Origin of the sequence: Limimaricola hongkongensis DSM 17492 (assembly GCF_000600975.2) — a bacterium.
Taxonomy (GTDB): Bacteria; Pseudomonadota; Alphaproteobacteria; order Rhodobacterales; family Rhodobacteraceae; genus Limimaricola; species Limimaricola hongkongensis.
In genome coordinates, this window is record NZ_KK088652.1 from 1 (window position 1) to 15785 (window position 15785).

Annotated in this window: 15 protein-coding genes; 8 read left to right on the forward strand and 7 right to left on the reverse strand. The window is 67.8% G+C overall.

All coding sequences use genetic code 11. The annotated features are described in order from the left end of the window. Positions 1-80: 80 nt before the first annotated feature. On the reverse strand, positions 81-464 hold the full coding sequence (locus tag LOKHON_RS16120; protein WP_162561775.1) for a hypothetical protein: 384 nt from the start codon (positions 462-464) through the stop codon (positions 81-83). A 273-nt stretch (positions 465-737) separates the two neighbouring features. Here LOKHON_RS16120 and dusA point away from each other — a divergent pair, with 273 nt between their 5' ends. Then, positions 738-1739: a tRNA dihydrouridine(20/20a) synthase DusA gene (gene dusA / locus LOKHON_RS08235; RefSeq protein ID WP_425412390.1), complete on the forward strand. Its 1002-nt coding sequence runs from the start codon at positions 738-740 to the stop codon at positions 1737-1739. Between the two features lie 75 nt (positions 1740-1814). After that, on the forward strand, positions 1815-2636 hold the full coding sequence (locus LOKHON_RS08240; protein WP_017928836.1) for a sulfite exporter TauE/SafE family protein: 822 nt from the start codon (positions 1815-1817) through the stop codon (positions 2634-2636). Here LOKHON_RS08240 and LOKHON_RS08245 read toward each other — a convergent pair. From LOKHON_RS08245 to ccmI, 3 genes are read right to left on the reverse strand one after another with little or no spacing between them, the layout of a single operon-like run. Then, complete coding sequence (locus LOKHON_RS08245; protein WP_017928835.1) at positions 2633-2863, reverse strand: DUF1289 domain-containing protein; 231 nt, start codon at positions 2861-2863, stop codon at positions 2633-2635. The two genes, LOKHON_RS08240 and LOKHON_RS08245, sit on opposite strands and share 4 nt — an antisense overlap. Next, positions 2860-3333, reverse strand: a complete 474-nt coding sequence (ruvX, locus tag LOKHON_RS08250; protein WP_017928834.1) for a Holliday junction resolvase RuvX — start codon at positions 3331-3333, stop codon at positions 2860-2862. The genes LOKHON_RS08245 and ruvX overlap by 4 nt, the downstream gene beginning before the upstream one ends. Beyond that, the gene (gene ccmI, locus LOKHON_RS08255; protein WP_017928833.1) at positions 3330-4523 is read right to left on the reverse strand and encodes a c-type cytochrome biogenesis protein CcmI; all 1194 of its coding nucleotides are present in this window, start codon (positions 4521-4523) and stop codon (positions 3330-3332) included. The genes ruvX and ccmI overlap by 4 nt, the downstream gene beginning before the upstream one ends. A gap of 184 nt (positions 4524-4707) precedes the next feature. Here ccmI and LOKHON_RS16125 point away from each other — a divergent pair, with 184 nt between their 5' ends. The 4 genes from LOKHON_RS16125 (at position 4708) to LOKHON_RS08275 (ending at position 6891) form a co-directional block, all read left to right on the forward strand. After that, on the forward strand, positions 4708-5082 hold the full coding sequence (locus LOKHON_RS16125) for a hypothetical protein (protein ID WP_017928832.1): 375 nt from the start codon (positions 4708-4710) through the stop codon (positions 5080-5082). Between the two features lie 411 nt (positions 5083-5493). After that, positions 5494-6093 (forward strand): superoxide dismutase, encoded by a 600-nt coding sequence (locus LOKHON_RS08265; protein WP_017928831.1) that lies wholly within the window; start codon positions 5494-5496, stop codon positions 6091-6093. Positions 6094-6229: 136 nt separating this feature from the next. Continuing rightward, positions 6230-6439 carry a hypothetical protein gene (locus tag LOKHON_RS08270; protein WP_017928830.1) on the forward strand — a complete coding sequence of 70 codons (210 nt, stop codon included), beginning with the start codon at positions 6230-6232 and terminating at the stop codon, positions 6437-6439. Further along, positions 6439-6891, forward strand: a complete 453-nt coding sequence (locus tag LOKHON_RS08275) for a host attachment family protein (RefSeq protein WP_017928829.1) — start codon at positions 6439-6441, stop codon at positions 6889-6891. Before LOKHON_RS08270 ends, LOKHON_RS08275 begins: the two co-directional genes overlap by 1 nt. 34 nt (positions 6892-6925) lie before the next feature. Here the strand turns inward: LOKHON_RS08275 and LOKHON_RS08280 are convergent, their stop codons facing one another. Next, a complete protein-coding gene (locus LOKHON_RS08280) occupies positions 6926-7492 on the reverse strand; it encodes an LOG family protein (RefSeq protein ID WP_017928828.1) in 567 nt (188 codons plus the stop codon). 137 nt (positions 7493-7629) lie between these two features. Between LOKHON_RS08280 and LOKHON_RS08285 the strand changes: the two genes are divergently transcribed. Further along, positions 7630-9456, forward strand: a complete 1827-nt coding sequence (locus LOKHON_RS08285; protein ID WP_017928827.1) for an ABCB family ABC transporter ATP-binding protein/permease — start codon at positions 7630-7632, stop codon at positions 9454-9456. A 100-nt stretch (positions 9457-9556) separates the two neighbouring features. Further along, the gene (locus LOKHON_RS08290; protein ID WP_033315547.1) at positions 9557-10756 is read left to right on the forward strand and encodes a multidrug effflux MFS transporter; all 1200 of its coding nucleotides are present in this window, start codon (positions 9557-9559) and stop codon (positions 10754-10756) included. A gap of 57 nt (positions 10757-10813) precedes the next feature. On the opposite strand, the gene LOKHON_RS08295 is transcribed toward LOKHON_RS08290, so the two are convergent. Together LOKHON_RS08295 and LOKHON_RS08300 are read right to left on the reverse strand one after the other, a co-directional pair. After that, positions 10814-14458, reverse strand: coding sequence for an efflux RND transporter permease subunit (locus LOKHON_RS08295; protein ID WP_017928825.1), 3645 nt, complete (start codon positions 14456-14458; stop codon positions 10814-10816). Continuing rightward, entirely contained in the window at positions 14455-15681 is a 1227-nt protein-coding gene (locus LOKHON_RS08300) for an efflux RND transporter periplasmic adaptor subunit (protein ID WP_017928824.1), read from the reverse strand. Before LOKHON_RS08300 ends, LOKHON_RS08295 begins: the two co-directional genes overlap by 4 nt. Positions 15682-15785: the final 104 nt, after the last annotated feature.

Genomic DNA, 15785 nt, shown 5'->3' on the forward strand with positions numbered 1-15785 from the left:
GTAGCTCCCATTGCAAAACGCACTCCCACCTTGCGATGAGTATCACCTCGCAAGCCGGGCGAAGCGCTACAACGTGCCGCTCAAACACCGCTTACGTGCAGCTCGATCTCGGCCAGCTTTTTGTCCCGCCATTTCTTGGCATTTTTCAGATGTTGGAACGTTTCGCAGAGACTACGGGGCTTCCCATTCACCGTTCGGCGGATTTGGACCCGGTATTTTGCGCAGCCGCCAGTAGTATAAATTCGCGTGATGTTCAGCTCTTTGAAATCGTCAGCTTTCTTCGAATTCTTTTTCTTGGATTTCTTTTTGGTTGAGGGTCCCGCGGAGGCAACATTCTGCGTGGGCAACGGGACGATTGCTGGGCCAGAAACCTGTTCCCGATCATGGGCATCATGACGGCAGGCGGCTTGCTGTGCAGTGATGATGGCCAAGACGTTCTTGGTGCTGTCGCTGATGGTGGTCATGGAGATGGTTCCTTCTTCACTGTTGTGAGAAGGAAGTCGGTGTATTCACGCGAAACATATTCTGGGTTTGAATCCCGACTTCCGTGGTTCAGACAGAGCGCGAAGGGTGGCGGCGCGCGGGGCGAACCTGGCCGGAGGAAGCGGCGGTGTTCTGGCAGCGCGGATGTGCTACATGGTAGCAATCCAGAATCGAAAACCCCGGAAAACTGGGGGAAACCCCGGGAAATCCACGCACTGCGTGCTACGTGGGGCTCGCTCAGCGTCGAGGTTAAGCTGTTGAAAAATAGAGTGGAAAATGCGGCGCGGCTAAGCGTGGCACCCATGATGGACTGGACCGACCGGCATTGCCGGCACCTGCACCGGCTGCTGTCGCGCCGGGCGCTGCTTTATACCGAGATGGTGACGGCGCCCGCGATTCTGCATGGCGACCGCGACAAGCTGCTCGGCTTTGGCGATGCGGAGCACCCGGTGGCGCTTCAGCTTGGCGGCTCCGATCCGGCGGAGTTGCGCGCGGCGGCGCGGGTCGGGGCGGCGTTCGGCTATGACGAGATCAACCTCAATTGCGGCTGCCCCTCGGACCGGGTGCAATCCGGGGCGTTCGGCGCGGTGCTGATGACGCGGCCCGATCTCGTGGCCGAGTGCTGCGCCGAGATGATCGCCGCCAGCCCGGTCGAGGTCACGGTGAAATGCCGCATCGGCGTCGATGAGCAGGAGCCCGAAGAGGTGCTGCCGCGCTTTCTCGAAACCGTCTCGGCGGCGGGCGTCGACCGATTTACCATCCATGCCCGCAAGGCGTGGCTGCAGGGGCTGAGCCCCAAGGAAAACCGCGACGTGCCGCCGCTCGACTACGATCTGGTGATGCGGATGAAACGCGACTTTCCGCATCTGCACATCTCGGTCAATGGCGGCATCGCCACGCTCGACGCGGCCGAAGGTTTTCTCGATGCGGGGCTCGACGGGGCGATGATCGGGCGCGCGGCCTATCACAACCCCGCCGACATCCTGAGCGCGGCGGATCGCCGGATCTGGGGCGAGGCGGGCGACATGCGTGCCGAGGACGCCGTCAAGGCGATGCTGCCCTATATCGAGGCGCATCTGGGGCAGGGCGGGCGGTTGCACCAGGTGACGCGGCACATGCTCGGGCTGTTCGCCGGGCGGCCCGGCGCGCGCGGCTGGCGGCGGGTGCTGTCGGAAGGGGCCTCGCGCCCCGGCGCGGGCCCCGAGCTGGTGGTCGAGGCGCTGGCCCGGGTCGAGGATCTGCAACAGGCGGCATAAGAGACCGCCCGCCCCCTTGCCGCCGCGACCGGCTCCGGGCATCGCTTCGGCGGATCGCAGCCCGAGGAGCGCCAGATGCCCGAACCCACGCTACTTCTCGCCATGGGGGCGATGCTGCTCGCCATCGGCGCTTTCGCGGGCGTGCTGGCCGGGCTTCTGGGCGTCGGCGGCGGGATCATCCTCGTGCCGGGCTTCTTCTATGCCTTCGCGGCGCTGGGCTACGAGACGCCGCAGCTCATGCAGGTCTGTCTGGCGACCTCGCTGGCCACGATCATCGTCACCTCGGCCCGCTCGGTGCTGAGCCACAACCGCAAGGGCGCGGTCGACTGGTCGGTGCTGCGCGGCTGGGCGCCGGGCATTGCTTTGGGCGCGGTCCTCGGGGTGCTGGTGGTGGCGCAGCTGCGCACCACGACGCTGCAGGTGATCTTCGGCGGGCTGGCGCTCTGCGTGGCGAGCTACATGATACTGGGGCGTAGCCATTGGCGGATTGGTAGCGAGATGCCCGGCGGGCTGGGGCGGGCCGCGATGTCGCCGGTGGTCGGGCTGTTGTCGGTGCTCATGGGGATCGGCGGCGGCAGCTTCGGCGTGCCGATCATGACGCTGCACGGCATGGCGATGCACCGCGCGGTGGCGACCGCCGCGGGGTTCGGGCTCTTGATCGCGCTGCCTTCGGCGATGGGGTTCCTGCTGACGCCGCTGCCCGCCGGGACCGCGCCGCCGATGACGCTCGGGGCGGTGAACCTGCCGGCCTTTCTGCTGGTGATCTCGATGACGCTGCTGACCGCGCCCTTAGGGGCCGCGCTGGCGCATCGAACCGATGCAAAGCGGCTCAAGCGGGTGTTCGGCGGGTTTCTGGTGCTCGTCGCGCTCAACATGCTGCGCAAGGCGCTGCTCTAGTCGGGCTGCCGCGCCTTGCGCCCGCCGCGCCGCCGTTTCGGCGCGGCTTCGCGCTCCGGCAGCTCGGTTATGATTTTTTGCCGCTCCTCCGGGGTCATCCGGCCCCATGTCGCGATCTCGTCGATCGAGCGGGCGCAGCCGAGGCAGAGCCGCGTTTCGGGGTGGATCGTGCAGAGCTTCACGCAAGGGCTCGCGATCTCGGCCCGCTTCCAGACCTCGTCGCTCATGACCGGCTCATGTAGGACAGCCGATCCAGAAGCCCCTGCAGGATGTAACCCGCCGCCACCGCGTCGATCAGCTCGCCCCGGCGCTTGCGCGAGTGGTCCGCTTCGAGAAGCGCGCGCTCGGCGGCGACGGTGGAGAGCCGTTCGTCCCAGAAACCGATCGGGATCTCGGTCATCCGCGACAGGTTGCGCGCAAAGGCGCGGGTCGATTGCGCGCGCGGCCCTTCCGAGCCATCCATGTTGCGCGGCAGGCCGAGCACGAAGCCCGCGATGCCGCGCCCCTCGGCGATCTCCAGAAGCCGCCCGGCATCGAGCGTGAACTTCTTGCGCTTCACCGTTTCCAGCGGCGTCGCGACCGAGCGCAGCCCGTCGGAGACGGCGACGCCGATGGTCTTGGTGCCGAAATCGAGCCCGGCCAGCGCGCCCGCGCGGGGCAGGGCGGCGGCATATTCCTCGGTGGTTTCGAAGATCATCGTGCCACTCCTGCCTCGCGCGCGGCGGCGCGGATGTCGTCCAGATCCGGGGTGCCGGCAAAGACCTGCTGCGCTTCGCCCCAGATCGCCTCGGCGCGCGCGGTGTCGCCCAGCACGCCCAGCGCCCCGATCAGCCGGGCCCAGTCGGCGGCGGCCCCGCCGCTTTCGGCCAGCCGTGCGGCGAGGGTGTCGACCATGCCCCGGATCATCTCGTCGCGCGCGGCGGGATCCATGTCCTGCGCGGCCGCGATGTCGGCGGCCGAGGGGCCGGGCCGGGCGGGCGGGGCGTAATCCACCCCCGCCAGCGCCGCGACGCGGCCGACCTGCGCGCGGGCCAGCTCCACATGCGGCGCGGCCGGGTCGCCCAGCTCGATCGCCCGTTTCCAGTAGCGGAAGGCGAGATCGGGCCGTTCGACCTGCGCCTGCAAAAGCCCCATGTAGTAAAGCGGCCCCGCCGCGTCCGACCGCTGGTCGAGCAGTTCTGTCAGAAGGGCTTCGCTTTCGGGGGTGACGATCCCGCCGCTGGCCGCGACCATACGGTCGATCAGCGCGACCCGGTCGTCGAGATCCGCCGCATCGCCCTTGATCTCGATCACCCGCTCCTGCGCGCGGGCCGCGGCGGCATAATTGCCCAGCGCCGCCTCGTGGCGCGACAGAAGCTGCCAGCCGGTCAGATCGTCGGGCCTGTCGGGCACCGCCACGCGCAGCTGTTCGACCATGTCGACATAATCCTGCGGCGCATCGACCGGCATGGCGGGCGCGGCGGCTTCGGCCTGCGACTGGCTGGGACGTGCATCGCGCAGCTCGCGCGCCATGGCGAGACGGTCGGCCAATGGTGCATCGCCGCGACCGGGGGCCCCGAGATAGGCGTAAAGCGCCAGGGCCCCGCCGATCACCACCACAGCGCCGGGCAGAATCGCGGGCAGGGCCGGGCCCTGCGCCTGCCGCTGCGGAGCACGCGCCGCGCGGTCCGCGGCGATGAGACGCCGCCCGATCTCGGCGCGGGCGCGCTCGGCTTCCTCGGCCCCGATCAGCCCGCGCGCCCGGTCGGCCTCGATCTCGGCCATCTGGCCGCGGTAGAAGGCGAGATCGGCGTCGTCGGCCTGCTTTGCCGGGCGTCCGCGCAGTGGCGCGGCGATGGCCAGGGCCACGACAGCGCATAGGGCCAGCGCGATGATCCAGAACAGCATCGGTCACTCCTGTATTGATCCCGTCACTACCGCGCCGGGCCACGGGCCGAAAGCCCCGCGCGCATGCGTCGCGACCACGACCGCGCGAGCCGCCCCGCGAGGTCGCAATTATTTGATGCCGTCGCGGAACCGGGCCGCGCGGGTGACGTTGGCCGTCAAATGACATTTTGACGGAGCATCTTGCATGTCCGATCCGAACACCAATCACAGCAACCCGCCGCCGCAGAAAAGCGGAGGCAGCTCCATCGCCCTCATCGTCGGCGGTCTCGTCGTGGCCGTCGTGGTGCTGTACTGGCTCTTTGCCGGTGGCGGCGAGGTGCAGAACGCCGACGTGGTCGGCGAGGAGACCAACATCAACGTCGAGGCCGAAGCCGAAGGCGCCGCCGAGAGCATAGAGGATGCCGGTGCCGCCGCGATCGAGGAGGTCGAGGAGGGCGCTGCGGAAGCCGAGGCCGTGATCGAGGACGGCGCCGCGGAGGCCGAGGCCGAGATCGAGGAAGGCGCAGCCGAAGCAGAGGCCGCGATCGAGGTCGAGGGCGACGCTGAAGTGGTCGAGTAATGCTTCGTTTCAGGTGGCGGCAGGGATCCTGACCTGCCCGCTACACGAAGGAGCCGCGGCCCATGGCCGGGGCTCCTTTTTCGTTTCCGGTGCCTAGGGTGGCCGATTTTGCTTTTCGCGGCGGACGGCCCGGTCCCGGCTCTCCGGGTTCGGCTTCGATCATGGTCGCCGCACGGCGCGATGCGGCGAAGCGAAGGTTTCCGGGCCGCCCGGCACCTGTGCCGGGCGATGCGCCTGTCAGGCGAGGGCGCATGCGGGCGGCGTTCCCGGCAGGGCCGCCTACGCGACCGGCAGAGCTGGTCCGGGACCGGCGCGCAGGGCCCGATTTTCCTGATCGTCCCATTGACCTTTGCCCGTCGGGGGTTCTGTTATGTGGCGCAAATTCACCACTGGCAGCAAAGCGAGACCGACATGGCTTTCGAACTTCCCGACCTTCCCTATGCCCACGACGCGCTGGCCTCCAAGGGCATGTCGAAGGAGACGCTCGAATATCACCACGACCTGCACCACAAGGCCTATGTCGACAACGGCAACAAGCTGATCGCCGGGACCGAGTGGGACGGCAAGTCGATGGAAGAGATCATCCGCGGCACATATGACAAATCCGCCGTCGCGCAGAACGGCATCTTCAACAACATCTCCCAGCTGTGGAACCACAACCAGTTCTGGAAAATGATGACCCCGAACGACAGCAAGATGCCGGGCGAGCTGGAAAGCGCGATCGCCGACAGCTTCGGTTCGGTCGACAAGTTCAAGGAAGAGTTCGCCGCCGCCGGCGCCGGGCAGTTCGGCTCGGGCTGGGCCTGGCTCGTGAAGGACACCGATGGCGGGCTCAAGGTCACCAAGACCGAGAACGGCGTGAACCCGCTGTGCTTCGGCCAGACCGCGCTTCTGGGCCTCGATGTGTGGGAGCACTCCTACTACATCGACTTCCGCAATAAGCGCCCGGCCTACATCACCAACTTCCTCGACAACCTCGTGAACTGGGAGAACGTCGCCTCGCGCATGTAAGCGCCGCGACCCGTTCCGGGCATCGGCCCCCGCGAGCCATCGCGGGGGCCTTTTTCGTGAAGGGCTATGCGCGTCCGGCCCGGAACCCCACCGCTCACGGATCGTTGGTTCAGCGAACGCAAGACAGGAGGTTTCGATGGCCGACAGGGCACGATCCAAGGACGGCGTGAAGGAAACGGACGCCTATGTGAGCGACGAGGACAAGGCCGGCGCCGGCAGCCAGCCGGGCCGCGAAGGCGGCGATCTGACGCGCAAGGTCGGCACGCGCGACGATCTCAAGCGTGCCGAACAGGACGATCCGGGCGCGACCCGCGTGCGCAAGAGCGACGAGAAGGACGACGACTGATGGCCAGGATCGACAACGGAACCTGGGTTCTCGTGGCCGATGGCGAAAAGGCCCTGATCCTCGAGAACACCACCGACGACCAGCATCCGAACCTGCGCGTGGTGCGCAAGCAGGAGCAGGACAACCCGCCCGACCGCGAGCAGGCGACCGACAAGGCCGGTCGGCAGGCCGATGGCGGCCCCGGCCAGCGCACCGCGCTCGCCGAGACCGATTTCCATCAGCTCGCCAAGGACCGTTTCGCCTCCGATCTCGCGGACATCCTGTACCGTCATGTCCACAAGGGCCGCTTCGAGAAGCTGGTCATCGTGGCCAGCCCGCAGGTGCTCGGCGCGTTGCGCGAGGAGATGCACAAGGAGGTGGCCGACACGGTGGTCGTCGAGATCGCCAAGACGCTCACCAATCACCCGGTGATCGAGATCGAGGCCGCGATCTCCTCCGAGATCGCCGGCTGACCGGCAGGGGGCCGCCCGGCGGGGCGGCCCTTTTTCAATCCGCCAGGGCCGCGTCGAGCGCCTTTTCGAGCGCCTTCACGCTCGGGACATATTGCACGAAGGCCTTGAGGCTTTCATCCGCGAAGCCTTCGTCGATCACGTGGTTGATCAACTGGCGCAGCGGCTGCCAATACCCTTCCGTGTCGAGCAGCAGGATCGGCTTGCCGTGCAGGCCGAGCTGGCGCCATGTCAGCACCTCGAAGAATTCGTCGAGCGAGCCCGCGCCGCCGGGCAGCAGCACGATCGCGTCGGCGTTCATGAACATCACCTTCTTGCGCTCGTGCATCGTCTCGGTGACGACATAGGTATCGAGGTCCGCCTTGCCGGCCTCCGCCTCCACGAGATGGCGCGGGATCACCCCGAAGCTCGATCCGCCCATGCCCTGTGCTGCGCGCGCGACCGTGCCCATCAGCCCGACATCCCCCGCGCCATAGACCAGCCGCCAGCCGCGCCGGGCCAGCATCTCGCCGGTTTCGGTGGCCGCGATCTCGTAGGCCGGGCGCAGGCCGGGGCGCGATCCGCAGAACACGCAGACGGAGGCGGAAAAGGAGGCGAGAGGCATGGGGAAACTCCGGGGTTCGGGATGTCACCGATGTCGTAGAACGCATGGGCGACCGGCTCAAGCATGGGTGGTGCTCTGGCCATCCCGGACGTCGCATCCTACCCTGCGCCGTCTGCCGCCAGCCCCGGAGCCCGCCGATGCGACGCCTTTCCAAGACCGATGCCAATCTTTCGGGCCAGCCCGTGCAGGGGTGGGACACGATCCGGCAGGTCGTGCCCTATCTGTGGCCCAAGGGCGAGGGATGGGTGAAACGGCGCGTCGTGCTGGCGGTGACGCTTCTGGTGCTGGCCAAGCTGATCGCGGTGGCCACGCCGCTGTTCTACAAGGCCGCGGTCGACGCGCTGGCGGGCGAGGGCGAAAGCGCCGCGATGCTGCTCGCCATCGGCGCGGCGGGGCTGACGGTGATCTACGGGCTCGCCCGGCTGGCCAATGTCGGCTTTCAGCAGCTGCGCGACGTGGTGTTCACGCCGGTCGGTCAGCGGGCGCTGCGCAAGCTGGCGCTGCGTACATTCCGGCACATCCACGCGATGAGCCTGCGCTATCATATCTCCCGCAAGACCGGCGGTCTCAGCCGGATCATCGAGCGCGGCGTGAAGGGCGTCGAGTTCCTGCTGCGCTTTTTGCTGTTCTCGATCGGGCCCTTGATGCTGGAGCTGCTGCTGGTGGCGGTGGTGCTCTTCTTCCTGTTCGACGTCTGGTATCTCGTCGCGGTGCTCGGCACGATCATCCTCTACGTCGCCTTCACCTTCAAGGTGACCGAGTGGCGGGTGAAGATCCGCAAGCAGATGAACGACCAGGACACCGACGCCAACCAGAAGGCGATCGACAGCTTGCTGAACTTCGAGACGGTCAAATATTTCGGCGCAGGCGAACGCGAGGCCATGCGTTATGACGGCGCGATGGAGAAATACGCCGCCGCCGCGGTGCGCACCAACTACTCGCTGGCCTTTCTCAATTTCGGCCAATCGCTGATCATCACCAGCGGCCTCGTGGTCGTCATGGTCATGGCCGCCATCGGCGTGCAGAACGGCGCGCTGACGGTGGGCGATTTCGTCATGGTCAACGCCTACATGATCCAGATCACCATGCCGCTGAACTTCCTCGGCACGGTCTACCGCGAGATCCGGCAGGCGCTGATCGACATGGGCGAGATGTTCGAGCTTCTGGGGCAGCCGCCCGAGGTCACGGACGCACCGGGGGCCAAGGCGCTCGACGTGCCGCGCGGCGAGATCGTCTTCGATGACGTGACCTTCGGCTACGAGGCGGCGCGCGGCATCCTGCGCGGCGTCTCCTTCACCGTGAAACCGGGCGAAACGGTCGCCATCGTCGGCTCGTCGGGGGCGGGCAAATCGACCATCGGGCGGCTGCTGTTCCGGTTCTACGACGTGACCGGGGGCGCGATCCGCATCGACGGGCAGGATTTGCGCGACATCACGCAAGACAGCCTGCATGCCCGGATCGGCGTGGTGCCGCAGGACACGGTGCTGTTCAACGACACGATCCTCTACAACATCGCCTATGGCCGCGAGGGCGCGACCCGCGACGAGATCGAAGCCGTGGCGCGGGCGGCGCAGATCCATGACTTCATCCTGTCGCTGCCCGACGGCTACGACACCACGGTCGGCGAACGCGGGCTCAAGCTTTCGGGCGGCGAAAAGCAGCGCGTCGGCATCGCGCGCACGCTCCTGAAGGATCCGCCGATCCTGCTTCTGGACGAGGCGACCAGCGCGCTCGACACCGATACCGAGCGCGAGATCCAGGGTCAGCTGCGCGCCATGGGGCAGGGGCGGTCGGTGATCACCATCGCACATAGGCTGTCCACGATTGCAGATGCCGACCGGATCGTGGTGCTGGAGGCCGGCAAAGTCGTGGAATCCGGCACGCATGAGCATCTTCTGGCGCAGGAAGGCCGCTATGCGCAGCTCTGGTCGCGCCAGCAGGCGGAGGAAGCCGAAGCCGCCTGATTGCGGAACTGAACCGATCGGTCTAGTCTGCGCGCGAGTCGTCCGCTCCGCGCGGGCCAATCGCCGTTCCGCGTGCCGCGCGGAGTTCAAGGACAGCCCTATGTTATCCCCTATGTTCCGCACCGCCGTGGTGCTGGGCCTGCTCTCCGCCGTGGGCCCCTTCACGATCGACATGTATCTTCCCGGCCTTCCGGGCCTCGCCTCGGACCTGAACGTGGACGAAGCCGCGGCGCAGGCGACGATCAGCGCCTATTTCATGGCCTTCGGCCTCGCGCAGCTGATCTATGGCCCGATGGCCGACGCGGTGGGGCGCAAGCGGCCGGTCTATATCGGCGTCGGGATCTTTCTCTTGGCGACGATCGGCTGTGCGCTGGCCCCGTCGCTGCCGTGGCTGGTGGCGTTCCGCGCGTTGCAGGGCTTTGGCTGCGCGGCGCTGATGGTGGTGCCGCGCGCGATGGTGCGCGACATGTATACCGGTCACGAGGCGACGCGGCTGGTCGCGATGATCATGCTGGTGATCTCGGTCTCGCCGATGCTGGCGCCGCTGTCGGGCGCGCTGATGATGACCTTTACCGGCTGGCGCGGCATCTTCTGGGCGCTCGCCGTGATCGGCGGCCTGGCGCTGCTGCTCACCATCGTTGCGCTGCGCGAGACGCTGCCCGCCGAGCGCCGCCGCCCGGTGCGCCCGCGCCTGCTGGCGGTCTCGGCCAAGCGGCTCCTGCGTGATCCGACCTTCATGGCGCTGACCTTCGTGTCGGGTTTCGGCATGGCGAGCTTCTTCGTCTTCATCGCCTCCGCCAGCTTCGTCTATACCGAGCAATACGGTCTTACGCCGATGCAGTTCAGCCTCGCCTTCGCGACGAACGCGGTGGGCTTTTTCGGCGCGAGCCAGTTCGCGGCGAGCCTGGGCCGCCGCATCGGCCTGACGCGGATGCTGCGGCTGGCGCTGATGGGGTTCGCGTTCTTCGCGCTGACGCTGCTGGCGATCACGGCGGCGGGCCACGCCTCCCTGCCGGTGCTGATGGGGCTCTTGTTGTGCGGCAATGCCTGTCTCGGCCTCGTCATCCCGACGAGCCAGGTCATGGCGCTCGACCCGCATGGCGAGATCGCGGGCCTCGCCTCCTCGATGGGCGGCACGCTGCAGATGCTGACCGGCGGGCTGATGGTCGCGGTGACGGGGCCGTTCTTCGACGGTACGGCGCTGCCGATGGTGGCGGTGATCGCGGGCTGCGCGGTGGCGGCGCTGAGCCTTGCGCTCCTGGTGCTGGGCCGCGGCGTGCGGGTTTCCCAGCCCGCCTGAAGGTCGTCGTTCTCAACGCGAAAGGGCCGCCCTTCGGGGCGGCCCTTTTCATTCGGGCTACTCGGCGGCGCGCAGCGTCGGCTGTGACAGCGGGGCGTCGTCCTCGTCCCAGATGATCTCCGGCAGCCCGACCTGCCGCGCCTCGCGGCGCAGCGCCCAGTCGCGCGCCGCCCGGCTGCCGCGGCCCATCGACAACCGCGCCATCAGCCGCGACATCCAGTGCGCGTAGCGTGCCGCCCAGATCCGCACCGACAGCATCGCGGGCGTGAAGACCAGCGTCAGCACCGTCGCGATGCCCAGACCGAAGACGACGGCGGTGGCGAGCTGTTTCCACCACAGCGCGGTCGGGCTGTCGATCGTGTAACCGCCGCCGAAGAAGTCGAGGCTGAGCCCGAACATCATCGGCGCGAGGCCCGCCATGGTGGTGACCGTGGTGAGAAACACCGGGCGGATCCGGTCTTCGGCGGTGCGGATCACGGCTTCGGTGCGCGGCATGTAGCGGGCGTAATCCTGGTAGGTGTCGATCAGCACGATGTTGTTGTTCACCACGATCCCGGCCAGCGCCACGATGCCGGTGCCGGTCATGATGATCGAGAAGGTCTGCTCCATCACCAGCATCCCGATCAGCACGCCGGTGGTCGACATCACCACCGCGATCAGCACCAGCACCGCGTTGTAGAAGCTGTTGAACTGCGCCAGCAGGATGATGAACATCAGCCCCAGCGCGCCCGCGAAGGCCGATTGCAGGAAGGCCTGGCTTTCGGCCTGCTCCTGCTGGTCGCCGGTCCATTCCCAGTCGACGCCGACAGGCAGCGGCGCGGTGTCGAGCCATTCGGTCAGCATCGCGATCCGCTCGTTGGGATTGACCGGAATGCGGTCGACCGCGCCCGCGTCGATGCGCGCCTGCAGGTCGGGCCCGATCGCGCTTTCGGCCAGGATGCGGGTGTCGTCGCCATCGACCAGCTTGACGAGACCGGGCGCCACGTCGGCCTTGACCTCGAAGTAGCGCTGCTGGTCGACGCGGCTGATCTCGGCGAGCTTGGCGACCGGGGTGCGGCTCACGAAGTTCGACAGCGGCACCAGCCCCGACGGCGTGCGCACCCGCAGGCTGTCGAGCGTGGAAAGCACGCGGTCCTCTTTGGGCAGGCGGACCCGGATCTCGATCTCTTCGTCCGAGCTGTCGACCCGCATCGTGTCGAGCATGATGCCGCGGGTGACCAGCTGCACCATCGCGCCCACCGTCGCCACGTCGGCGCCGAAGCGGCCCGCCTTGTCGATGTCGACATCGATCTGCCAGTCGATGCCGGGCAACGGCAGCGTGTCCTCGATCAGCGTCAGCCCCGGCGTTTCCTCGAACCGGGCACGGGCCTGCGCGGTGGCCTCGCGCAGCACGTCGAAATCGTCGCCGGTCAGCCGCAGGTTCACGGGCTTGGACGATCCCGGCCCCTGCGCGAGGTTCAAGATCTCGATGCGGATGCCGGGGATGCCGTTCAGCGCGGTCTGCAGCCGCTCCAGCACCACGTCGCCGTCGAGATCGGCGAGATCGAAGCCGTTGGCGCGTGCATAGGCGGGGCGTTCGTCCCATGGCACCAGCTCGATCTGCATCTGGCCGACCGCGTCGGCGGGGCCGCCGACCCCGGCGGTGTTGGAGTTGAGCCCGCCCTCGCCGGCAAAGGCGAAGACCGACTCGATCCCCGGAAAGCCGACCACCACGTCTTCGGCCTCGGCCACCAGCGCATCCTTTTCCGCGAGGCTGAGATTGCCGCGCGCCTGCACGTAGATGATCGCCTGTTCGGGCTCGGTCTCGACGAAGAATTCCACGCCGTTGTTGTTGGCGCCGAAATAGGTGAAGGTCGACATCACCAGCGCCCCGACACCGACGATGGTGACGATCGGCATCACCGGGTTTCCGGCGATCAACGCGATGACCCGGCCGAACAGCGTCCGGCGATAGCCCGCGCGGACCCGCTTGGGCGCGCGGCGGATCTTGGCGCTTGCGCCGAAGATCGTCGTCGCGATCGCACCGACCAGCGCGAGCAGGAGGCCGGGGGCGGCATCGATCAGACCGGTGGCGGGCCGGGCCTCTCCCGACAGGTAGCCGGGGTTCAGTGCCAGCATCAGCCCGACGAAGATGAGGCCCGCGGCGGGCGGCACCAGCGCCGCGCGCACCACCCAGGGCAGCCGCGTGCGCAGCCCGTCGGAGACATGTCCGAAGGTGCGGCTCATCCGGCCCAGAACGCCGCCCATCACCGGCAGGTAGATCAGCGCCACGATGAGCGAGGCCGACAGCACGAAGATCAGCGTGACCGGCAGCATGCCCATGAACTGCCCCGGCACGCCGGGCCAGAACAACATCGGCAAAAACGCGCAGAGCGTCGTGGCGGTGGAGGAAGCCACCGGCCAGAACATCCGCTTGGCCGCCTCGACATAGGCGTGCATCGGGCCCACGCCCTCGGAGATGCGCTTGTCGGCATATTCGACGACCACGATGGCGCCGTCGACCAGCATGCCCACCGCGAGGATCAGCCCGAACATCACGATGTTGGAAATGGTAATGCCCATCACCGCCAGAAGCGCGAAGCACAACAGGAACGAGGTCGGGATCGCAAAGCCCACCAGCAGCGCGGGCCGCGGGCCGAGCGCGGCCAGCACCACGATCATCACCAGCGCGATCGCCGTCAGCACCGAGCCTTCGAGCTGGCTGACCATGGAGGCGACGTTGCGGCTCTGGTCGTTCGAGGTGCCGACCTCGATCGCCGCGCGCAGGTCGTCGGGCCAGGAGGCGCGCTCGGCCTCGACCGTCTCGCGCACGAGGGCTGCGGTGTCGATCAGGTTGAAGCCCTTGCGCTTGACCACTTGCAGCGCGACCGTGGTTTCGCCGTTGAAGCGCGCGGTCGAGCTGCGATCCTCGAAGGTGAGCCGGATGGTCGACAGGTCGCCCAGCGTCACCACCCGGTCGCCATTGGTCTTGATCGGCAGATCGAAGACGTCGCGCGGCTCGTCGAAGCTCGACGGGATCTTGACCGAAAAGGCGCCCTGCGCCGTTTCGACCTCACCGGCCGCGATCAGCAGGTTGTTGTTGGTCACCACCTGCAACAGCTCGGCGGCGGTCACGTTGTAGGCTTCGAGCTTGAGCGGGTCGATCTCGACCTCGAGCATCTCGTCGCGCTGGCCGGTCAGGTTCGCCGACAGCACCGCATCGAGCCCTTCGAGACGGTCCTGCAGATCCTTGCCGACGCGGATCAGCGTGCGCTCGGGCAGGGCGCCGGTCAGGTTGACGATAATGATCGGGAATTCGGAAAAGTTGATCTCGTTGACCGACCAGCTTTCGGCGCCGTCGGGAAACTCGGCCTCGGCGGCATTCATGGAGTCGCGCACATCGGCCATGATCTTGGTCTTGTCCCAGCCGAACTCGAACTCGAGCGCGACCCCGGCATAGCCTTCCGAGGCGGTCGAGGTCATGGTCTTGAGCCCGTCGAGATCCGACAGGCGGGTCTCCATCGGCTTGACCAGAAGCTGTTCGCTGTCCTCGGCGGAAATGCCGGGGAAGGGGACGGAGACGAACAGCGCGGGGATCTCGATGTCGGGCTCGCCCTCCTTGGGCAGGCCGACATAGGCGGCGGTGCCCGCCGCGAGGCTGAGCACGATGAAGGCGACGATCATCCGCGCCCGTTCCGCCGCCCAGTCGACGATGCGTGTCATTGCCCGGTCTCCCGGAAGCTCGGGGCGACCCGCACGCCGTCGGTCACGTATTCCTGCCCGACCACGATCACCGCGGTTTCGGGCGCGAGCCCGGCCACCAGCACGCCCTCGGGCGTGTCGCGCAACAGCTCCACAGGCATGAAGCGGGCAAGCGAGGCCGCGTCGCGCTGTTCGACGATGCGCACGCCGAGCCGGCCCGAATCGTCAAGCGTCAGCGCCGATTGCGGCAGCAGATGCGCCTGCGTGCCATTGGCGTCGACGAGGATCTCGGCGGTCTGGCCGTCGCGGATTTCAAGATCGGGGTTGGGCACCATCACCTCGACCCGGAAGGTGCGGGTGGTCGGATCGGCGGAGCGCGACACGAAGCGCACCTCGCCCGAGAGCGCCTGCCCGGAGGCCAGCCGCCCGGAGGCGCGCGCGCCGACGCGGATCTCGTCGACATCGACCTCGGGCACGAAGCCCACCAGCTTGATCGGGTCGAGCTGCACGATGGTCGCGCAGGGCGCGCCGGTCTGCATCAACAGCCCCAGCTCGGCGGTGTCGGTCTCCAGCAGCCCGTCGAACGGCGCGCGGATCGTCAGCCGGTCGATCTCGGTGCGGGCGGCGGCGACGGCGGCCGCGGCGGCCTCGATCCCGGCCCGCGCCGAGACGAGGCTCGATTCCGCGCTTTGCACCTGTGCCGTCGCCGCCTCCAGCGCCGCCTCGGCGCTGATCACCGCGGTTTCGCTCTGAAACCCGCCCTGGCTGAGCCGCCGGGCATTGTTGAGATTGATCTCGGCCTCGCGCAGCCGGGCCTCGGCCTCGGCCTTGCCGGCCTGCGCGGTGGGCACGCGGCTTTCGGCTTCCACCAGCCGCGCCTGCGCCTCGGCCAGCTGGATCTCGCGCGTGCCGGGGTCGAGCCTGCACAGCGCGTCGCCGGTTTCGACCATCGCGCCCTTGCGCAGCGGCTCCGAAACCACCCGGCCCGAGGTTTCGGCCCGCACCTCGACCTGTCGCGCCGCTTCGGTACGGCCGCGCAGCACCACCGCGTCGTCCACTTCCCGCGCGGCGGAGCGCAGCGCCACCACGCCAAGGCCGGGCTCTGTCTCCTGCTCCGTCATGGCGGCGTCTTCGGCGCCCTCGGCCTCGATCTGGGCGATGGCATAGAGCCGGTCACGATCGACGATAAGGAGATAGAGAAAGCCGGCCACCAGAATGGCGGTAAGCGCGGGGATCAGCTTCATCAGGTGTCCTTTCGGGCGATCGGGCCCATGCCGGCAATGTCGATCATAGCGCGTGGCGCCAAAAGCGCGAAGCGCCGCCATACGCTGAACTGTCCGGTTCAGAA

What these genes read in the sequence shown, in the direction of transcription:
- LOKHON_RS08265 (WP_017928831.1), top strand. Translation starts at nt 5,494, where the DNA reads ATGGCTTTCGAACTTCCCGACCTTCCCTATGCCCACGACGCGCTGGCC.
- ruvX (WP_017928834.1), bottom strand. Translation starts at nt 3,333, where the DNA reads ATGATCTTCGAAACCACCGAGGAATATGCCGCCGCCCTGCCCCGCGCG.
- LOKHON_RS16120 (WP_162561775.1), bottom strand. Translation starts at nt 464, where the DNA reads ATGACCACCATCAGCGACAGCACCAAGAACGTCTTGGCCATCATCACT.
- LOKHON_RS16125 (WP_017928832.1), top strand. Translation starts at nt 4,708, where the DNA reads ATGTCCGATCCGAACACCAATCACAGCAACCCGCCGCCGCAGAAAAGC.
- LOKHON_RS08285 (WP_017928827.1), top strand. Translation starts at nt 7,630, where the DNA reads ATGCGACGCCTTTCCAAGACCGATGCCAATCTTTCGGGCCAGCCCGTG.
- LOKHON_RS08295 (WP_017928825.1), bottom strand. Translation starts at nt 14,458, where the DNA reads ATGACACGCATCGTCGACTGGGCGGCGGAACGGGCGCGGATGATCGTC.
- LOKHON_RS08245 (WP_017928835.1), bottom strand. Translation starts at nt 2,863, where the DNA reads ATGAGCGACGAGGTCTGGAAGCGGGCCGAGATCGCGAGCCCTTGCGTG.
- LOKHON_RS08280 (WP_017928828.1), bottom strand. Translation starts at nt 7,492, where the DNA reads ATGCCTCTCGCCTCCTTTTCCGCCTCCGTCTGCGTGTTCTGCGGATCG.
- ccmI (WP_017928833.1), bottom strand. Translation starts at nt 4,523, where the DNA reads ATGCTGTTCTGGATCATCGCGCTGGCCCTATGCGCTGTCGTGGCCCTG.
- LOKHON_RS08290 (WP_033315547.1), top strand. Translation starts at nt 9,557, where the DNA reads ATGTTATCCCCTATGTTCCGCACCGCCGTGGTGCTGGGCCTGCTCTCC.
- LOKHON_RS08240 (WP_017928836.1), top strand. Translation starts at nt 1,815, where the DNA reads ATGCCCGAACCCACGCTACTTCTCGCCATGGGGGCGATGCTGCTCGCC.
- LOKHON_RS08300 (WP_017928824.1), bottom strand. Translation starts at nt 15,681, where the DNA reads ATGAAGCTGATCCCCGCGCTTACCGCCATTCTGGTGGCCGGCTTTCTC.
- LOKHON_RS08270 (WP_017928830.1), top strand. Translation starts at nt 6,230, where the DNA reads ATGGCCGACAGGGCACGATCCAAGGACGGCGTGAAGGAAACGGACGCC.
- LOKHON_RS08275 (WP_017928829.1), top strand. Translation starts at nt 6,439, where the DNA reads ATGGCCAGGATCGACAACGGAACCTGGGTTCTCGTGGCCGATGGCGAA.